Raw genomic sequence first — 16320 nt, forward strand, 5'->3', positions numbered from 1 at the left:
AAGTCAGGGTTTGATGTGAATGAAGAGATTATAAACGGTGAGAGGAAAAGTTGCCGAATCATAAATGACCGGCACTAGCATGAGATTCGAATGAATTCTATTTTGAGTGGGGTTTGTATAGATTTTAAGGTATAAGTGTTTTCTGAAGTGTAATAGAGAATACTGATTGGGATAGCGGTTTTGGGCTGCACGGCATTGAGTATAATTGCGTGTTTTTATGGCTGTTGAAGCCTGAACGAATGTCTTCGTAATGATCATGGGAGAAAATAGAGAATGAACGTAAAATTAATCGCCGCTATTTCCGCAGCGCTTGCACTGCAAGCCTGTGCCACTAGTCACCACAAAGAAGCGCACGGTCCGGTTGCGGATGAGGTGATTGCCGAGCAGCGCGCTGCGTTGGCCAAAAATACCGAAGGCAAAGGGTTTGGTCCACAGGCGCCACGTGATATTGACTCAAAAGCGGGGAATAACACCACTGCGTTCAATACCGCGCCGGCCTACACCAGCATGAATCTGTGTAACATCCACTTCCATAAGAATGCGGAGCACAAGGGCGGCGAATTCAATAAATACGCGGGCAACGGTGACGGTCACGGTTATCACAGCGGTTATGTTTATTCTGGCCAGTTGAGCGCGATCGAAACCCAAAAAATCGACGCTGAAATTTGTCCAAGCAAGCACGGTGCGTTGTACCCGGGCGACACCATCGAAGTGCATTACGTTCATTCAACTGCACAGGTCAAGCCCGGTCCAACACTGGGCTCATGCCTGAGCGATGCCAACAAAAACCCGCAGTTGCGCGTTGAAACCCAGGTGTATGTATTGGTGAATGACAAAAACGCGCTGGATTTTATGGAGTTGACTAAGCACGGCGTTAAAAACGGCGTGTATCAGGCGTTGAATATTCCGAGTAATACCGGCGAACCGGTGCAATATGCCGGTTCGACCACCGGGCCGGGCTATAACGAAAAAGGCTCGCCTTTCCAGGTCAGCTGGAGTGTGCGTCCGAAAGTCGCCAAGGTGAATATCGAAACCGTGGGCCAGTGGTGTAAAGGCAACGCTTTTGACGAAGACCACGCTCACGGCGTTCGCAACCTGGTGATCAACCCGGATTTGCTCTCAAAAATCCAGTAAGGTGAAAGCCTCACTCCATTTTTAGGAGTGAAGTCCCTTAAATTTAAAACCGCAGTTGGGCCCGTCTCTTCTGCGGTTTTTTTATGGGGTGAGCTTTGAATTGCGCTTAAAGGGGTTTGAACAGGCCTGTTCAGTTTGTTCGACCGCCAGAATCAGATTGTCGCTGGAACTAATGTTATAGCGGGTTTGTTTCAGGCTCTTATGCCTGCAAACCAGCGTTTGCCAGTGATTGAGCACTTGACCGCTCTCTTTGGTGGGGGTCGGTTTGTTTTGGCTGTTTTCGTTCTGTTTGTTCCACAAGTTAAATAGCAGCAGGCCGGGGGCATTCAGTTGCTTGAGCAGATTGCGCTGAAAATCGGCTTCGCTGAATTCGGCGGGAATGCCGTGGCTGTCAAACAGATCGACGATGACGGCATCGTAGGCAAACTCGTTGTCGGCGACAAAGGCCAGTGCATCCACCTGCAGGGTTTCAATTTCCGGTTCGTCGGGCAGCTGAAAAAAACGGTAGGCGCAATCGATGACCGCCTGACGCAGCTCCACCACGGTCATCTGCAAATTAGGCAGAGTGTGATAGAGGTGATGCGCCATGCTGCCGCCGCCAAGCCCCAGCATCAGCACGCGGAAAGGACGTTGCGGCTCACTAAAAGGAACTTGGTCGGCGAACTTAAGGAGCAGATCAATGATTTTCTGCTGGTATTCAAAGTTCAAAGTCATCGGCGCATTGAGATAAAAACAGCTCTGCTCCACCGGCGAATCGAAATAGAGCTTGCGCGTGGCGCGGTTTTCGACAACCTTGATCGGGCCGAATTCGTCCTCGGTGCTGAAAATGGTAAAGCCGTTATACATAGAAAATAATCGTCTTTATCACGGTTGCAGGCCGGCCCACCACAGGCGAAGACGCAGACCGAGTTCGCTGGTAAAACCGACTTCGACAAATTCAATCTGGCCGTTCGCGCCGAGTATAAAGTCGGCCGGCACCGCCTTGGCACCGAATTGTTTCATCAGTTCGCCGTCCAGGTCATTGACGATGATGGCCGGATTCATCTCATGCTGTTGGGCGTAATGGAGGAGCTGGTCGTCGTCGCCGGATTGAGTGGCGATATTGATCACGGTGTAATCTTCCGCCACCGATTCGACACTGCCGCGGGTCACCCCGCAGATCGGACACCAGGTCGCCCAGATATGAATCAACGCCGGCTGCTCCAGTTCCCGCAGGGAAAGGGTTTCACCTTGCAGCGTCTGTACGCTGATATCCGGCACCTGACCCTGAATGACGTCGCCCTGCATAAAGGGACGCAGTGCCAGATAGGCGCCGATAAAAATCAGCACGGTCAGGGTGTTTTTCACCCAGTTTCTTTGCCAAAAACGGGGGGAGGCCTGCTGAGTCTGGTCTGGCTGCGAGTCGTGATGTGACGACATGGTCAAGGAGTCCTTTGTGTTTTGTGAGTGTCAGTGAATGAACGCTTGTTGTGAGAAGCCGTTGTGAAGTTTCTGCTTCTCAACGCTCGGCTATTATAATGTCCCGTCAATCAAGAATCGAATTTCGCTGGGCGAAGATACAACAGGGAGGAACTATGCAGGCCGATTTTTGGCATGAGATGTGGGAAAGCGGGGTGGTAGGCTTTCACCAGAGCGAGATCAACGCGTTTTTGCAGCAACACTGGCAGCGTTTGCAGTTGCAGGGAAACGAGCAGGTGCTGGTGCCGCTGTGCGGTAAGTCACTGGATATGTTGTGGCTGAAGCAGCAGGGACATGATGTGATTGGTGTGGAATTGAGCCATAAAGCGCTCGATGAGTTTTTAAGTGAAAACGCCATTAGCGCCGAGCCGGTTAAGCACGATCGTTTCTGCGGTTATGAATTGGACGGCATGACCCTATTGTGCGGCGACTTTTTTGAGCTGAGCGCGGACGATTGTCAACAGGTCAAAGCGGTGTATGACCGTGCCGCGATTGTCGCGCTGCCGCCGCAAATGCGCCGTGATTATGTACGGCATCTGCAAAAAATCCTTGCCAAGGGCACGCAGTTTTTGATGGTGACCATGGAGTACGATCAAACTCAGTTAAACGGCCCGCCATTCTCGGTACCGGAAGCCGAAGTCAGAGAGTTGTTTGCCGAGTTTGCCAGCGTGGACAGAATCTCCGAACAGGCGTTCAGTCGCAAGGGGGTGGATGCGGTGGAAAAGGTATTTGTGATGCGTTATTGAGATGCTGTATTGAAAGTGCACAGGCCTGTCTGTTTAGTTGTTTTGATCAGGCCTGTTCAAAATCGCCTAAAGCGGAATGATTTCGTTGTAGGTTTCAAAGTGATCGAATTCCTGCGGGTCAATTTTGTCGAGTTTAGGACTGACATGAACCGCGCATAACAAATGTTGTATGCCGTATTGCTGGGCGGTACGCAGGGCGTGCAGGTTGTCGTCGATCAGCAGGGTGTGCTTGGGATCATAAGGCTGCACCGTTTGAATTTCCGACCAGATGCGAATGTCCTCTTTGGGCAGGCCGAAATCATGCGCGGAGATAAGGTGGTCGAAGTAGTCACCGATTTCGGTCATTTCCAGTTTGATTGCCAAACTGTCCCGATGGGCATTGGTGACCATTACCACGGTTTTGCCGAGCTGCTTGAGTTTTGCCAGAAAGTTGATGACGTCCGGATGGGTTTGGATCAGATGTTTCACTTCACGTTTGAGTTCGCTGACGGGCAGCTGCAAAGCTTCGCTCCAGTAATCCAGGCAGTACCAGTTTAACGTGCCTTGTTGCTGCTGAATCTTCTCGTGGATAATGCGCTCGGCCTCTTCCTGACTCAGGCCGTTGCGCTCGGCATAAGCCTGGGGAAGATATTCCATCCAGAAGTGCCAGTCAAAATGCAGATCCAGCAGGGTACCGTCCATATCCAGTAACACGGTATCAATTTGTGACCAGTCGAGTTTGGCAGTCATTGGCAATTTTTTTCCCTTGGCGTATGATTGTGAGTATGAAAAAACACACTGCTTCATTACAAAAACCGATTCAAGAGATGGAAGCATCGAAAACCGATGTTCGGCCACCGCTTGTGTTATCGGAGAAGATTGTCGCCCAGTCTCGCATTTTTACCGTCCAGTCTCAAGCGCTGGAATTCTCAAACGGAACTCAGGTGTTGTATGAGCGTCTGCTCGGCAGTGAGCAAGGTGCGGTTTTGATTATACCTATGCTCGACGATGACACGCTATTACTGATTCGTGAATTTTGTATTGGCGTCGGGCGTTATGAGTTGGGGTTCCCTAAAGGTAAGGTTGACCCGGGGGAAACCTGGGAGTCGGCAAGCATTCGTGAAAGTCAGGAAGAGGTCGGCTACAAACCGGCGCAAGTGCGTCTGTTGGATTCGGTCAGTATGGCGGCGGGGTATATGACCCACCACACTCATATTGTGTTGGCGACCGGATTGACGCTGGAACCTTGTGAAGGCGACGAACCGGAACCGCTGGAGGTGGTGCCGTGGAAGCTCGACGATTGGCCGGCCCTGCTGCAACATCCTGATTTTAGTGAGGGGCGTGCTTACGCCGCTCTGCTGTTGCTGTTGAAAGAGACCGGACGCCTTAAATGACATTGAATTCCCTGATCCCGCTATTGCCGGAAGTTTGCCGCATTGCGGTTGAGGCGGGCGAGCAAATTTTACAGATCTATCATCATCCCGACGAAACGCCGGTGGATCTGAAATCGGATGGCACGCCGGTTACTATTGCCGATCAAAAAGCCGATCTGTTGATCAGTGCTGCCTTAAACCGTCTGACCCCGGACATTCCCTTAGTCAGTGAAGAGAGCGTGAGCGAGATTCCATTTGAAACCCGACAGGCCTGGTCAACATTTTGGCTGGTGGACCCGTTGGATGGGACCAAAGAGTTCATTGAAGGCACCGGGGAATTCAGTGTCAACATTGCCTTAATTCACAATCAACAACCCGTTCTGGGCGTGGTGTATGTGCCGGTGACTCGGGTGCTGTACTACGCGTTTAAAGATCAGGGCGCCTACAAGCAAACCAATCCGCAGCTCGTCCCATCCATGTCGTGGGCGCAGTGCTTTAACCCCGAATATCAAATTTCGGTGGATACTGTGGAAGTTGGCAGGCCAGTTCGCGTCGCCGTCAGTCGGCGGCACGGTTCTAAAATCAATGCCTTTTTAGACGCGCTCGGACCGAACAAACTGGTGCGAATGGGATCGGCCATCAAGTCGTGTCTGGTCGCCGAAGGCGCTGCGGATGTTTACCCGCGATTCGGCCCGACCTCTTTATGGGATACGGCCGCGGCGCAATGTGTCGTCGAAGAAGCCGGTGGCCAATTGGTGGATCGCCAAGGAAACGCGTTGCGATATGCGCAATCAGAGACCTTATTGAACCCTTATTTTATGGTCGTTGGCGATTGCCGTTATTCATGGCCTGAATTCCCTCAGGTTTAACCGATACTCAGGCGGATGCGTTTGAGGGTTTCTTCCTGCAAATTGAGGACGGTTGAACTTTCTTGCAAGACTTTTTTTATCTCCAGCGATACTGACATTTGATTGCTTTTTTCAACGGCCAGTGCATGGGCTAATTCCAAAATGGCGGTCCATTGGCGGAGCTGGGTGTTTTTAATCGCCTGAAGGTTCGGTTCGTGATGCAACAGGATGGTTTGTGAAATCAACGGCGGCAACCCCCAGTTATCGGCAATGACATAGCCAAGAGCGGTATGTGTGGTGCCAAAGCGCGCGTATTCCTGTTTGTACATGCTGTAGTGATTGCGCATTCTTCCGACAAAAATCTGTCCGTAATTTTCGTCTATTTCACTGAGGGCAAACCCACCGATGTCATGAATCAAACCGAGTAGATAGGCTTCATCCACTCCGAGTAAGCGTGTCGAGCGGGCGATTTCCGCCATAATCAGGGCAATGTCCTGACTGTGATAACTCAGCCCCTTGATTTTCATGCTATTGAGAAGCTGGTTGATATAGATCGATAGGATGTAGTTTTTTAAACGCTTATTACCCAATCGGTAGAGGGCCGAATCGAGGTCTTTGACCGGGTTTGGCGCCTGATTTGAGATATTGGGTTGATTGGCCAGACTGATCAATTCGCCCGCTAGAAAAGGGTTGGCGGAAATCAGTTGTTTGATCGCACGAATATCAGGAAGGTCGCTCTCATTAAACAGCTTTTGCAGTGCTAACGCTTCTTGAGGAAGAAGTGGGATGTCGACTTTTCGAAGCACTTGTTGTGCTACCTGGATCTGTTCTCTTAAGTTCATAGCGCTGATGTGACGAGGGTCTGTTTAGAGTCGTTAAATGCGGTGTATTCTAATGCATTAAGCCTGTTTTAAACCAAAAATAACTATTTGAAGTGAATCCGAATCAACAAAAAGCGTTGCGATTTAAGAAGGGATTTCAATTTGTGCTTTAATGGCTGTTGGGAATGTAACGGTTTCAACGGCTTTTGAAGGTGTTCATGTGAGTATGTTTTTAGAGATGGATTGAATATGCACAGGGTTAAGTATATTCCGTGGTTGTGGGTGTTTGCCGTCACTTTATTGGGACTGGTATTTCACTATGGCTTTAATGAAGACGCTTTGGCCAATGTCACCTGGGTCATCGCTGCGCTCCCCATTTTGATCTGGCTGGCTGTGGATATTGCCAAAAGTCTGCGTCGCGGTGATCTAGGGGTCGATTTAATTGCCGCCTTGGCCATCATAGGGGCTTTATTGCTTGATGAATCACTTGCCGCGGCGGTCATCGCCCTGATGTATGCCAGCGGGCAATCCCTTGAGCAGTATGCGGCGAACCGCGCTAAACGGGAATTGACGGCGCTGCTGACCCGGGCTCCCGATTTAGCAGAGCGCTATGCAAATGACGCTTTGGAAACCGTTCCCGTTGAAAAAGTCAAACCCAAAGACCGTTTGCTCATTAAAACCGGAGCTGTTTTGCCGGTTGATGGGTTTGTCAGCGGTACGAGCGCCATTCTTGATGAATCCTCATTGACAGGGGAGTCGCTTCCTGTCACGCGCAATCAGGGGGAGGCGGTCAGTAGCGGAACGTTAAATATAGGGCCTCCGTTTGATTTGGAGGTGGCTCACGATGTCAACAACAGTGCCTATGCAGGAATTATCCGTCTTGTTAAAGAAGCTCAAACCGGCAAGGCGCCGTTTACGCGCATGGCGGATCGTTACGCCTTATGGTTTATCCCTCTGACATTAATCGTTTCAGGTGCGACATGGTTCTTTTCAGGCGATCCGGTTCGTGCCCTGGCCGTTTTGGTTGTCGCCACCCCTTGCCCTTTAATTTTAGCGGCGCCCATTGCCATTGTGTCCGGGATATCGGCTTCTGCACGTAACGGGTTTTTGATTAAAAACGGCGCTACGCTTGAAGCCCTGGCGCAAACGCAACGCATCATTCTGGATAAAACCGGAACCATCACGACAGGAAAACCGAGGTTGGTCAGCATTGAAGGTAATGGGCGTTACACCAGCGAAAAACTGTTGCAGTTCGCGGCTTCCCTAGAACAGACCTCTTTTCACGCGGTATCGAGTTCCATTGTCGAATCTGCCAAGCAGCGTAACCTATCTCTTACCATCCCCGATAATGTTGCAGAGACTCCGGGCAGTGGGCTCTGCGGAGAGATAGACAGCAAACAGGTGGTGGTAGGCCAGCCTCAGTGGGTGTTGCCTCAGGCACACGCCGGGGAATGGATCGATCCGCTGTTGAAGCAGGCGAGTAACGAGGGGCGCATGCTGGTGTTGATTGCGATTGATCAGCAAGTGGTCGGCGCGCTGGTGTTGCAGGACGAGGTGCGTACCGATACACCGCGCGCCCTGCGTAATCTGCGTATGGTGGGTATTCAAAGTTTATCGATGGCTAGCGGTGATCAGAAAGAAATTGCCGAAAGCATTGGGTTTGCTCTGGGAATGAACCAGGTTTACGGCAATTTGAAGCCGGAAGACAAGGTGGAAATTGTTCGCAAAGAGTCTCAGCAGGGCACGACTTTGATGGTGGGCGATGGCATTAATGACGCTCCTGCATTGGCAATTGCAGACATTGGCGTGGCGATGGGAGCGAGTGGGGCGAGTGCCAGTTCCGAAGCTGCTGATGCCGTGCTGCTTGTGGATCGAATTGAGATTTTGGCAGATGGAGTGCGTATTGCTCGACGCAGCCATAATATTGCTAGACAGAGTGTCATCATCGGTATGGTGCTTTCGGTTGGAGCCATGCTGTTTGCTTCGTTGGGTTATTTAACGCCTTTAGAAGGGGCGGTGCTGCAAGAGGGCATCGATGTTTTAGTCATACTTAACGCTTTGAGGGCATTAAGGTTGCCGGAATCACAGCCGAGCATTATTGGCGAGGAGCAAGAGAGAAAGTTACAAAAAGAACATGTTGATTTGCAGCCTGTTTTGGAAAATATTCGACAATTGGCAGATCGTTTAGCGAGTCATGATGAGGTAAGAGGCGCTGAGTTGTCGGCGCTTGCAGAACTTCTAAAGCAAAAATTAATTCCCCATGAACAAGAGGATGAGCGTCAATTGCATCCACGCTTGGCGCAGCAAATGTCTGGCAGTGATCCTATGGCGATGCTGAGTCGTACGCATCAGGAAATTCTGTATCTGTGTCGAGGGTATCTTAATCAGTTAGCGGCTATTGAAAGCGGCGTCCCCGATAATACTCAACGACAATCCCTTGCCCGCACTTTGTACAGTCTGGGCGCGATTCTTGAATTGCACTTTGCGCAGGAAAATGAGCTTTACAAACTGTTGGCAACAAAACGGATGGCTTAACCGAATGCTTAGGGTCAGTACTGAATCGCATCCATAAAAAAAGCCCCTTCCTTTCGGAAGAGGCTTTTAAGACTCGCTGAAAGAGCAGACCTGTTACAGCTTACAGGCACCGCCCGCGCAGCCGTCGTCTTCATGGGCATCATCGGCACCATCGCGCGTATTGTGATAGTAAAGCGTTTTAAGTCCCATTTTGTAGGCATAGAGCAGATCTTGCAGAATGACTTTAATCGGCACTTTTTCTTCTTCAAACTTCGCAGGGTCGTAGTTGGTATTGGCGGAAATCGCCTGATCCACGAATTTCTGCATAATTCCCACCAGCTGTAAGTAGCCGCGGTTGTTCGGAATCTGCCACAAGAGTTCGTAGTCGTTACGGTGCTCTTTAAAGCCTGGTACGACCTGCTTCAAAATTCCGTCCTTCGAGGCTTTTACGGAAACGTAACCACGAGGCGGTTCGATGCCGTTGGTGGAGTTGGTGATTTGCGATGAGGTTTCGCAAGGCATTAAAGCGGTTAACGTTGAGTTACGCAAGCCGTGTTCTTGAATCTCGGCACGCAGAGCTTCCCAATCCAAATGTAGAGGTTCGTCGCACACTTCATCCAGATCACGCTTGTAGGTGTCGATCGGCAAAATGCCTTGAGCGTAGGTGGTGTCCGCGAAATATTCGCATTTGCCGTACTCTTTCGCCAGCTTGTTGGAAGCTTTCAGCAGGTTGTACTGAATCGCTTCAAAGGTTTTATGGATCAAGCTGTTGGCCGAGCCGTCCGAATATTTGGTGTGGTTTTTCGCCAGGTAATAGGCCAGGTTGGTGACGCCTACACCAAGTGTGCGGCGGCCCATGCTGGCGTGTCGCGCGGCTTCTACTGGATAATCTTGATAGTCCAGCAGACTGTCGAGCGCACGCACGATCAGTTCGGATAATTGTTCCAGCTCTTCGAGGTTTTCCAGCGCACCCAAGTTAAAGGCGGATAGGGTACAAAGGGCAATTTCACCGTTTGGATCTTCCACAGAATTCAACGGCTTGGTCGGCAGAGCGATTTCCAAACAGAGGTTAGACTGATGCACCGGCGCTTTGTGCGGATCAAACGGACTGTGCGTATTACAGTGGTCTACGTTCTGGATATAAATACGTCCGGTCTGCGCACGTTCTTGGGCTACTTGGGTAAACAGATCCAGGGCTTTAACGCGCTTTTTACGGATGCTGTCGTCGGCCTCGTAAATTTTATACAGGCGTTCAAACTCTGCTTGATCGGCGAAGAAGGCATCGTACAGGCCTGGTACATCAGATGGACTGAATAGGGTGATGTCACCGCCTTCAATCATACGCTGATACATGAGTTTATTGATCTGTACGCCGTAATCCAGGTGGCGGGCGCGGTTTTCTTCCACACCGCGGTTGTTTTTCAATACGACCAGGGATTCGACTTCCAAGTGCCAGATTGGGTAGAACAAGGTCGCCGCACCACCACGGACACCACCCTGCGAGCAGGACTTAACCGCCGTTTGGAAGTGTTTGATAAATGGAATCATGCCTGTGTGGTAGGCTTCCCCCCCACGAATCTCACTGCCTAGAGCGCGGATGCGCCCGACGTTGACACCGATACCGGCACGTTGGGAAACGTATTTAACAATCGAAGATGAGGTGGCATTGATGGAATCCAAGGAGTCTCCGCATTCGATCAATACGCACGAACTGAACTGACGCGTTGGTGTGCGCACGCCGGACATGATCGGAGTCGGCAGCGACAGCTTAAACAGGGATACGGCATCGTAAAATTCTTTGATGTATTGCAGTCGTGTCTCTTTAGGGTAGTGGGCAAACAGACACATTGGAATCAGAATGTAGATAAACTGTGGACTTTCGTAAATTTTGCCGGTCACGCGGTTTTGTACCAGATATTTCCCTTCTAGCTGCTTTACTGCCGCATAGCTGAAGTTCATATCACGCTCATGTTGAATATAGCTGTCCAGCTCATCAATTTCCTGTTTCGTATAATCCTCGAGAATCTGGCTGTCGTACAGGCGTGTGCGCACCATTTTGTTGAGGTGTTCAAACAGAGTAGGAGGCGTAAAACGATCAAACGCTTTTTTGCGTAGGTGGAAGATAGCCAAACGCGCCGCCAGGTGTTGGTAGTCGGGTGCGCTTTCCGAGATCAGATCGGCTGCGGATTTAACGATAGTCTCGTGGATATCTGAGGTCGTGATGCCATCGTAAAACTGAATATGAGAGCGCAGTTCCACTTCGGAAACGGAAACATTCTCTAGGCCTTCAGCAGCCCAAGTAATCACACGGTGAATTTTTTCCAAATCAATCGGTTCTTTGGAACCGTTGCGTTTTGTGACCTGAATGTTCTGGTTTGTCATGAGCGTTTTAAACCTGTGTATAAAAAATTGGCAAGAGTTTTTATTCAAAAAATGGTTTTTTTAGCAAATTCAGATTGTTAGGAAGCAAATACAAAATGAACTCTAAAATGCATGGATAATGCATTGTGTGTTGCTAAATATTTTCTACTAGATGTAGTAATAAATGTGAATTTCTATCGCAAAATATAGTGGATTTTTTTAACCCGCGCAATAGCGAAATTTTGTTGAAAAGCAGAGATGTTTTGGATAATTTCCTGTGGAAAAGTTGGTAAAGATACGGAAAATCAATGTCTCAAAGCCTGTGGATAACTTTGTGAAATATTTTTTAAAAAAGAAAATAAATTTTTCTATTGATAGGTAAAAAAAACTATAGTAACGGCCGTGGTTTTTTTAGGTATTTTGGAACGAAAATTGCCAAAATATTGAGTGACTCTTCATGCTGTTTGAATGCAGGATTTAAGTCTATTTTCAAAGGCAATGAAGTTGAATGAACTGTGTTCATCAATAAGAAGGTCGATGCGAGAATCTCTTCGGTAAGCAATGTAGTCCCGATGGGCCTGGTGATTCGCCCACTGAAACAGCATCCAGGGTTTCCCTGCTCTAAAGACCCCTTTTGCGCGTTTTATCCCGGCAAAATTTTTATCTTGACTGAAGTCTTCAAACAGCGACTGTAATTTTTTCCAATCGAAAACGGTCTTGTCTGAGAAAAGATAACCCAAGGCATGGACACCAAGCTGATTTTGATATTTTCGGGTTATTTCAATTTCAAAGGAAACCGGGGTAAATGGCAAAGTGTTGCCTCTATTCACTGATGCATGTCGGTGCGAATGATTTGATGAAGGCGAGTATGGCCTGTAATCCGCTTGTATGGGCTGAACTAAAAAAGGGTGGGTTGCATGATCCTGGTTAAGCCAGGATGGATCTATTTTGCTTTGTTGAGTTGTTAAAACCGCCTTTTTGGGTGGGTACAGCGTTTCGAAATACTGTTTTAGTTCGTCGATTTGGTTAGAGGGTGTTAAGTCTGCTTTATTAATAACGAGTACATCTGCCATGTTGAGCAGGTTCTGCAGGACGGTATAGCGTTTTAATTCGTCAGTGCTGATATTGGAGCCATCCAGTACAGTGAAGATGTTATGCAGATTGAGCTGTTTGGTCTGAGAAAGGGTGTTGAGGATGTCGACAATCACGTCCGGCTCCCCTAGACCAGTGGGTTCAATGAGCAAGCGGTCAGGTGTGTGAGTAGAGAGAATGTGTTCGAGCGACTCTTTTAGTTCAGACTGCGCTGTACAGCAGATGCAGCCGCCCGGTATTTCCATGGTGTTAATATTGGAGGTTTCTGAGAGGATGGCGCCATCGATGCCGACGGCACCAAACTCATTCACCAAAAATGTCCAGTTCTCATTTTGCGGTTTGTGCTTGAGGAGGTTTTTAAGCAGAGTGGTTTTGCCTGATCCTAAAGGACCAGTAATTAAATTCACCGAAGTTTTGGATAACGCTGGCATGCTTGCGTGTTACAAGTCGGCTTCACCGCAAACCTGATTACGACCTTTGGTTTTAGCTTGATATAGGCACTGATCAGCACGCTTAATAAGCTGTTCAACATCCTCGCCCATCTGGTACATGGCGACACCCGACGAGACGCTGATTTGTAGTTTCTGGTTGTGACTTGTTTTAATGGTCAGCGAGCGGGACGCGATTTTGTGCCGCAGGTTATTGGCTAGCTGCATGGCACCATCATAATTGGTGTTAGGTAACAAAACGGCAAACTCTTCGCCGCCATAACGGGCAATGCTATCTTGTCCTTTGGTTTCTTGGCCTAATAGCTTTGCTATATAACGCAATACACTATCACCAATCAGGTGTCCGTAAGTGTCGTTTACGTTTTTAAAATGGTCGATATCCAGTAAGATGATGGCAAAGGTGGATTGTTGTTGTTGCGCTTCAACCGTCAGACTTTGAATAATCTCATTAAATCCACGGCGATTAGGAATATTAGTGAGTTCGTCCGTTTTTGCAATGGTCGTGGTACGTTCCAATTCTTCTTTAAGCAAGCGAATTTTATGTGCTGAATCCTTCACTTTTTTCTGAAGTTCTTGAGTGTCGGATAGGACTTGTTTAACGGTTGGAATAAACGCTTTTAAAACTTCTAGGGCTTGTTGCCCAGATTCTACTTCTTCAGCTTGGCCAATCTGACTATGAAGTTGATTATGCTTGTCAGCTGTTTTTATAATCCAGGCATCTAAATTGGTCAGCAGGTCGTTCAGCAGGTAATTGGCCTGTTCCGCCGGAATGCTTTTATAGAGCATTTGCGCAATCAGTTTCAAGAACAGCTCATCTGCTTTTTTATCGTCATATTCTCGAAGGCGAATCGCTTTATCCACTTCGTCTGTAAAGTAGGGATCTACTTGGTGTAGCCATTCATAGATCAGAGTGTAGTGGACAGGGTTTTTTTGCAGTTCGAATTCACTGATTTTTTGGCAGCAAAGTTCTGAGATATCTTGGGTACTAAGGTTTTTTTGTTTTTGAGTGTGGTTGGCGTAACGTTGGATAATTGAAAATTTAGGATTAGAGTTCATTGGGCCTGCCAGAATCAAAAAATAGTTTTTAATAATTTACCTTATCTCAGGTAGATTGGAAATGCATAAGCGTAATTTAAATTGCCGTGTTTTGATTACGCTGTTTCATTTTTTTGTCATATTTCGGTCATGTTCCTGTTATCTAGGTTCAATACACTTACCCCGTTTTTAATCTATTTGAGGAAAGTGAAATGAAAAAGATGTTGATTGCCTTATTGGCAGCCGGGATCATGAGTGGTTGTTCAACTGTTGAGGAAAAGCCTGCGCCTAAGGCTGACGCGGCTATGGCTCAATCTTTGAATAATGACGATTTATATGTGGTTTATCACGATGGTCGTATGAATGTGTTTTATGATGCCGATTTGTATAAAGGTTTCATGCAGGTAGGCGAAACAGCTTTCCGTAAAACATTTATCGGTGCTGGGCCAAAAGGTGAAACGCTTGTGTATGGTCTAACTAAGGCGGACAAGAAAAAAACGTCAGGTATTCCTTCAATTGATATGATGGAAGGGCGTTTGGCTCCAGCTGAAGAGTTCTACGGCGAGATCATCGCCGATGGTCGGATTAACGTATTCAGCGATTGGAAAAACTTTCAAGCCTTTTTGGTGCATGGAGAAGTGCCTTATCGTTTGACCGATATTGGCGCTGGTCCAAAAGGTGAGACGGTTGTTTACGCGTTGACTAAAGAAAACAAGAAGAAGCGTCCTGAAGGTTTGATCGCTAAGTTTAAAGCTTTTCATGGTATGAAATAGCCTTTCTTTACTCCTGGTTTGTGCAAAATAAAAAAGGCCGGAAATTCCGGCCTTTTTTATTTTTTAATTCTCTTATATATATTATATGCATTAACGTTTAACGTTTTCATGCAGTGGGCAGGTTTGAATACCAATTAAAGTATAAAGAGGGCACCAGCGCAACAGGCCTGTTACAAGCGGAATGATTCCTATGTAGCCCCAAAGTCCTATCGTATTGGTTGCCGCTGCAATGATTAAAACCAATCCAATAATAATGCGAATAATTCTATCTAATTGACCAACATTCATTATGCAACTCCTTGGTGTTCATATTTAAGTAAGAGCTTAGATTGCCAATATGGTCTCTTTATCGTGAGAGGGTGTCAACTTCAATTAGTTGTCTATAATATAAAAAATATCGATTATCAGTGATAAATAGTTAGGTGAAAGGTTTGGAGCAAGAAAATCACTCGTTACCGGAGAAATTGCCAGGGGAATGTTATTCAAATCGAATTCGTGCTCGGTTTTGGATCACAGGCGAGAAGCAAGGGTATGTCGGCATAGGCCGAATTGAACTGCTTGAGAAGATCAAACAGTTCGGTTCGATCAATAAGGCGGCTAAAGAGATGGGGATGTCGTACAAAAGAGCTTGGAAGCTGATTGAAGAGTTGAATCGGATGTCTGATTCTCCGCTTGTCGTTAAGGCGCAAGGAGGGAAATCAGGGGGAGGAACCTTTCTTACGGAAGAGGGGGAGAGGTTGATCGAGCAATTCAGAAAGCTTGAACAAGAGTTGATTCAATTCCTCGAAAAGGCATCGAAAGAAATGGAGTGATGTTATGGTGCAAATGCACCAAAATATTAATAATGAAAAGTGTGGATTAAGTGGGTTAAATTTTTATTACATGGTTTTAAAATTCTATGTGTTTGAAAAATAAGTTTTTTATGGTTTTTGGCATTTAGAGTGTTTTATCAGGATCGAGGTTTATGAATGAATCAAACTGGAGATAAACACATGAAAAAATCATTCCAACTAAAATCACTTGTTCTTTCTATGGCAGTTGCTGGTGCAGCTTCACTGGCTGTCGTTCCAGCAACTTCACAAGCAGGTGTTTCTGCAAACATCGGTGCGGTTTCTAACTATATTTTCCGTGGTGTTGAGCAAACTGAATCTGCTTCTGCTTCTGCTGGACTAGACTACGAAAACGATTCAGGTTTTTACTTGGGTACTTGGGTTGCTGATGTTGAAACTGGATTGGAATATGATCTTTACGGTGGATGGAGCGGTTCAATCGGTGAAGTTTCACTAGGTTTGGGGGCGACTACTTTCCGTTACACTGATACGGCATTTGATTACCCATATAACGAAGTAAACGCTTCTTTAGGGTATGGCATGTTTACTATCGGTTACGATAAGGGGGTTTATGAAGATCCAGCCGGTGACATCGATTACGACCACAAATATATCGGTGTTGAGTATGGTAGCTTCGGTGTTACTGTAGGTATGCTAGATGGCGACCTGGATGCTGATGATGATGCATTGACTTATGTAGATGTGGGTTACTCAACTGAGTTGTCTGCTGGTCTAGAAGGTTCTGTAACTTATACTTATGTATCACCTGAAGATTCTGATCTAGACTCTGATACATTCTTGGTATTCGGTGTATCTAAGTCTTTTGACATTATGTAAGATTCTTTGATAGTTAGTTAAATCCTTTTAAGGCCCATTTTTATGGGCCTTTTTTTATGGATGTTGTTGA

Annotated in this window: 16 protein-coding genes; 8 read left to right on the forward strand and 8 right to left on the reverse strand. The window is 47.4% G+C overall.

Features of this window, described 5'->3' with window-relative positions; all coding sequences use genetic code 11:
* Positions 1–273 precede the first annotated feature (273 nt).
* Entirely contained in the window at positions 274–1134 is an 861-nt protein-coding gene (locus QCB44_RS00920; protein WP_279407370.1) for a delta-class carbonic anhydrase, read from the forward strand.
* 81 nt (positions 1135–1215) lie between these two features.
* Here QCB44_RS00920 and QCB44_RS00925 read toward each other — a convergent pair whose 3' ends face one another.
* Together QCB44_RS00925 and QCB44_RS00930 are read right to left on the reverse strand one after the other, a co-directional pair.
* Positions 1216–1980, reverse strand: coding sequence for a hypothetical protein (locus QCB44_RS00925; RefSeq protein WP_279407371.1), 765 nt, complete (start codon positions 1978–1980; stop codon positions 1216–1218).
* An 18-nt stretch (positions 1981–1998) separates the two neighbouring features.
* Entirely contained in the window at positions 1999–2553 is a 555-nt protein-coding gene (locus tag QCB44_RS00930; protein ID WP_279407372.1) for a protein disulfide oxidoreductase, read from the reverse strand.
* A 155-nt stretch (positions 2554–2708) separates the two neighbouring features.
* Here QCB44_RS00930 and QCB44_RS00935 point away from each other — a divergent pair, with 155 nt between their 5' ends.
* Positions 2709–3338 (forward strand): thiopurine S-methyltransferase, encoded by a 630-nt coding sequence (locus QCB44_RS00935; protein ID WP_279407373.1) that lies wholly within the window; start codon positions 2709–2711, stop codon positions 3336–3338.
* A 66-nt stretch (positions 3339–3404) separates the two neighbouring features.
* Here the strand turns inward: QCB44_RS00935 and yrfG are convergent, their stop codons facing one another.
* Positions 3405–4067 (reverse strand): GMP/IMP nucleotidase, encoded by a 663-nt coding sequence (gene yrfG, locus QCB44_RS00940; protein ID WP_279407374.1) that lies wholly within the window; start codon positions 4065–4067, stop codon positions 3405–3407.
* 35 nt (positions 4068–4102) lie between these two features.
* Between yrfG and nudE the strand changes: the two genes are divergently transcribed.
* Together nudE and cysQ are read left to right on the forward strand one after the other, a co-directional pair.
* Complete coding sequence (nudE, locus tag QCB44_RS00945) at positions 4103–4711, forward strand: ADP compounds hydrolase NudE (protein WP_347710078.1); 609 nt, start codon at positions 4103–4105, stop codon at positions 4709–4711.
* The gene (gene cysQ, locus QCB44_RS00950; protein ID WP_279407375.1) at positions 4708–5559 is read left to right on the forward strand and encodes a 3'(2'),5'-bisphosphate nucleotidase CysQ; all 852 of its coding nucleotides are present in this window, start codon (positions 4708–4710) and stop codon (positions 5557–5559) included. The genes nudE and cysQ overlap by 4 nt, the downstream gene beginning before the upstream one ends.
* Here the strand turns inward: cysQ and QCB44_RS00955 are convergent.
* Complete coding sequence (locus QCB44_RS00955; RefSeq protein ID WP_279407376.1) at positions 5556–6380, reverse strand: HDOD domain-containing protein; 825 nt, start codon at positions 6378–6380, stop codon at positions 5556–5558. The genes cysQ and QCB44_RS00955 overlap by 4 nt on opposite strands.
* Before the next feature lie 228 nt (positions 6381–6608).
* Between QCB44_RS00955 and QCB44_RS00960 the strand changes: the two genes are divergently transcribed.
* Positions 6609–8894 carry a heavy metal translocating P-type ATPase gene (locus tag QCB44_RS00960; RefSeq protein WP_279407377.1) on the forward strand — a complete coding sequence of 762 codons (2286 nt, stop codon included), beginning with the start codon at positions 6609–6611 and terminating at the stop codon, positions 8892–8894.
* Between the two features lie 93 nt (positions 8895–8987).
* Here QCB44_RS00960 and nrdA read toward each other — a convergent pair whose 3' ends face one another.
* From nrdA to QCB44_RS00975, 3 genes are all read right to left on the reverse strand, one after another.
* Positions 8988–11255 (reverse strand): class 1a ribonucleoside-diphosphate reductase subunit alpha, encoded by a 2268-nt coding sequence (nrdA, locus tag QCB44_RS00965; protein WP_279407379.1) that lies wholly within the window; start codon positions 11253–11255, stop codon positions 8988–8990.
* A gap of 434 nt (positions 11256–11689) precedes the next feature.
* A complete protein-coding gene (locus QCB44_RS00970; protein WP_279407380.1) occupies positions 11690–12757 on the reverse strand; it encodes a GTP-binding protein in 1068 nt (355 codons plus the stop codon).
* A gap of 9 nt (positions 12758–12766) precedes the next feature.
* Positions 12767–13831 (reverse strand): GGDEF domain-containing protein, encoded by a 1065-nt coding sequence (locus QCB44_RS00975; RefSeq protein WP_279407382.1) that lies wholly within the window; start codon positions 13829–13831, stop codon positions 12767–12769.
* A gap of 191 nt (positions 13832–14022) precedes the next feature.
* Between QCB44_RS00975 and QCB44_RS00980 the strand changes: the two genes are divergently transcribed.
* Positions 14023–14583, forward strand: a complete 561-nt coding sequence (locus tag QCB44_RS00980) for a hypothetical protein (protein WP_279407384.1) — start codon at positions 14023–14025, stop codon at positions 14581–14583.
* 90 nt (positions 14584–14673) lie between these two features.
* Here QCB44_RS00980 and QCB44_RS00985 read toward each other — a convergent pair whose 3' ends face one another.
* A complete protein-coding gene (locus QCB44_RS00985; RefSeq protein WP_279407385.1) occupies positions 14674–14871 on the reverse strand; it encodes a DUF2892 domain-containing protein in 198 nt (65 codons plus the stop codon).
* 143 nt (positions 14872–15014) lie between these two features.
* On the opposite strand from QCB44_RS00985, the gene QCB44_RS00990 reads away from it, so the two are divergent.
* The gene (locus QCB44_RS00990; RefSeq protein WP_279407388.1) at positions 15015–15395 is read left to right on the forward strand and encodes a winged helix-turn-helix domain-containing protein; all 381 of its coding nucleotides are present in this window, start codon (positions 15015–15017) and stop codon (positions 15393–15395) included.
* A 156-nt stretch (positions 15396–15551) separates the two neighbouring features.
* Positions 15552–16250, forward strand: a complete 699-nt coding sequence (locus QCB44_RS00995; RefSeq protein ID WP_279407390.1) for a TorF family putative porin — start codon at positions 15552–15554, stop codon at positions 16248–16250.
* Positions 16251–16320: the final 70 nt, after the last annotated feature.

The organism is Thiomicrorhabdus sp. zzn3 (assembly GCF_029767755.1).
Classification (GTDB): Bacteria; Pseudomonadota; Gammaproteobacteria; order Thiomicrospirales; family Thiomicrospiraceae; genus Thiomicrorhabdus.

What these genes read in the sequence shown, in the direction of transcription:
- QCB44_RS00920 (WP_279407370.1), top strand. Translation starts at nt 274, where the DNA reads ATGAACGTAAAATTAATCGCCGCTATTTCCGCAGCGCTTGCACTGCAA.
- QCB44_RS00925 (WP_279407371.1), bottom strand. Translation starts at nt 1,980, where the DNA reads ATGTATAACGGCTTTACCATTTTCAGCACCGAGGACGAATTCGGCCCG.
- QCB44_RS00930 (WP_279407372.1), bottom strand. Translation starts at nt 2,553, where the DNA reads ATGTCGTCACATCACGACTCGCAGCCAGACCAGACTCAGCAGGCCTCC.
- QCB44_RS00935 (WP_279407373.1), top strand. Translation starts at nt 2,709, where the DNA reads ATGCAGGCCGATTTTTGGCATGAGATGTGGGAAAGCGGGGTGGTAGGC.
- yrfG (WP_279407374.1), bottom strand. Translation starts at nt 4,067, where the DNA reads ATGACTGCCAAACTCGACTGGTCACAAATTGATACCGTGTTACTGGAT.
- nudE (WP_347710078.1), top strand. Translation starts at nt 4,103, where the DNA reads ATGAAAAAACACACTGCTTCATTACAAAAACCGATTCAAGAGATGGAA.
- cysQ (WP_279407375.1), top strand. Translation starts at nt 4,708, where the DNA reads ATGACATTGAATTCCCTGATCCCGCTATTGCCGGAAGTTTGCCGCATT.
- QCB44_RS00955 (WP_279407376.1), bottom strand. Translation starts at nt 6,380, where the DNA reads ATGAACTTAAGAGAACAGATCCAGGTAGCACAACAAGTGCTTCGAAAA.
- QCB44_RS00960 (WP_279407377.1), top strand. Translation starts at nt 6,609, where the DNA reads ATGCACAGGGTTAAGTATATTCCGTGGTTGTGGGTGTTTGCCGTCACT.
- nrdA (WP_279407379.1), bottom strand. Translation starts at nt 11,255, where the DNA reads ATGACAAACCAGAACATTCAGGTCACAAAACGCAACGGTTCCAAAGAA.
- QCB44_RS00970 (WP_279407380.1), bottom strand. Translation starts at nt 12,757, where the DNA reads ATGCCAGCGTTATCCAAAACTTCGGTGAATTTAATTACTGGTCCTTTA.
- QCB44_RS00975 (WP_279407382.1), bottom strand. Translation starts at nt 13,831, where the DNA reads ATGAACTCTAATCCTAAATTTTCAATTATCCAACGTTACGCCAACCAC.
- QCB44_RS00980 (WP_279407384.1), top strand. Translation starts at nt 14,023, where the DNA reads ATGAAAAAGATGTTGATTGCCTTATTGGCAGCCGGGATCATGAGTGGT.
- QCB44_RS00985 (WP_279407385.1), bottom strand. Translation starts at nt 14,871, where the DNA reads ATGAATGTTGGTCAATTAGATAGAATTATTCGCATTATTATTGGATTG.
- QCB44_RS00995 (WP_279407390.1), top strand. Translation starts at nt 15,552, where the DNA reads ATGAATCAAACTGGAGATAAACACATGAAAAAATCATTCCAACTAAAA.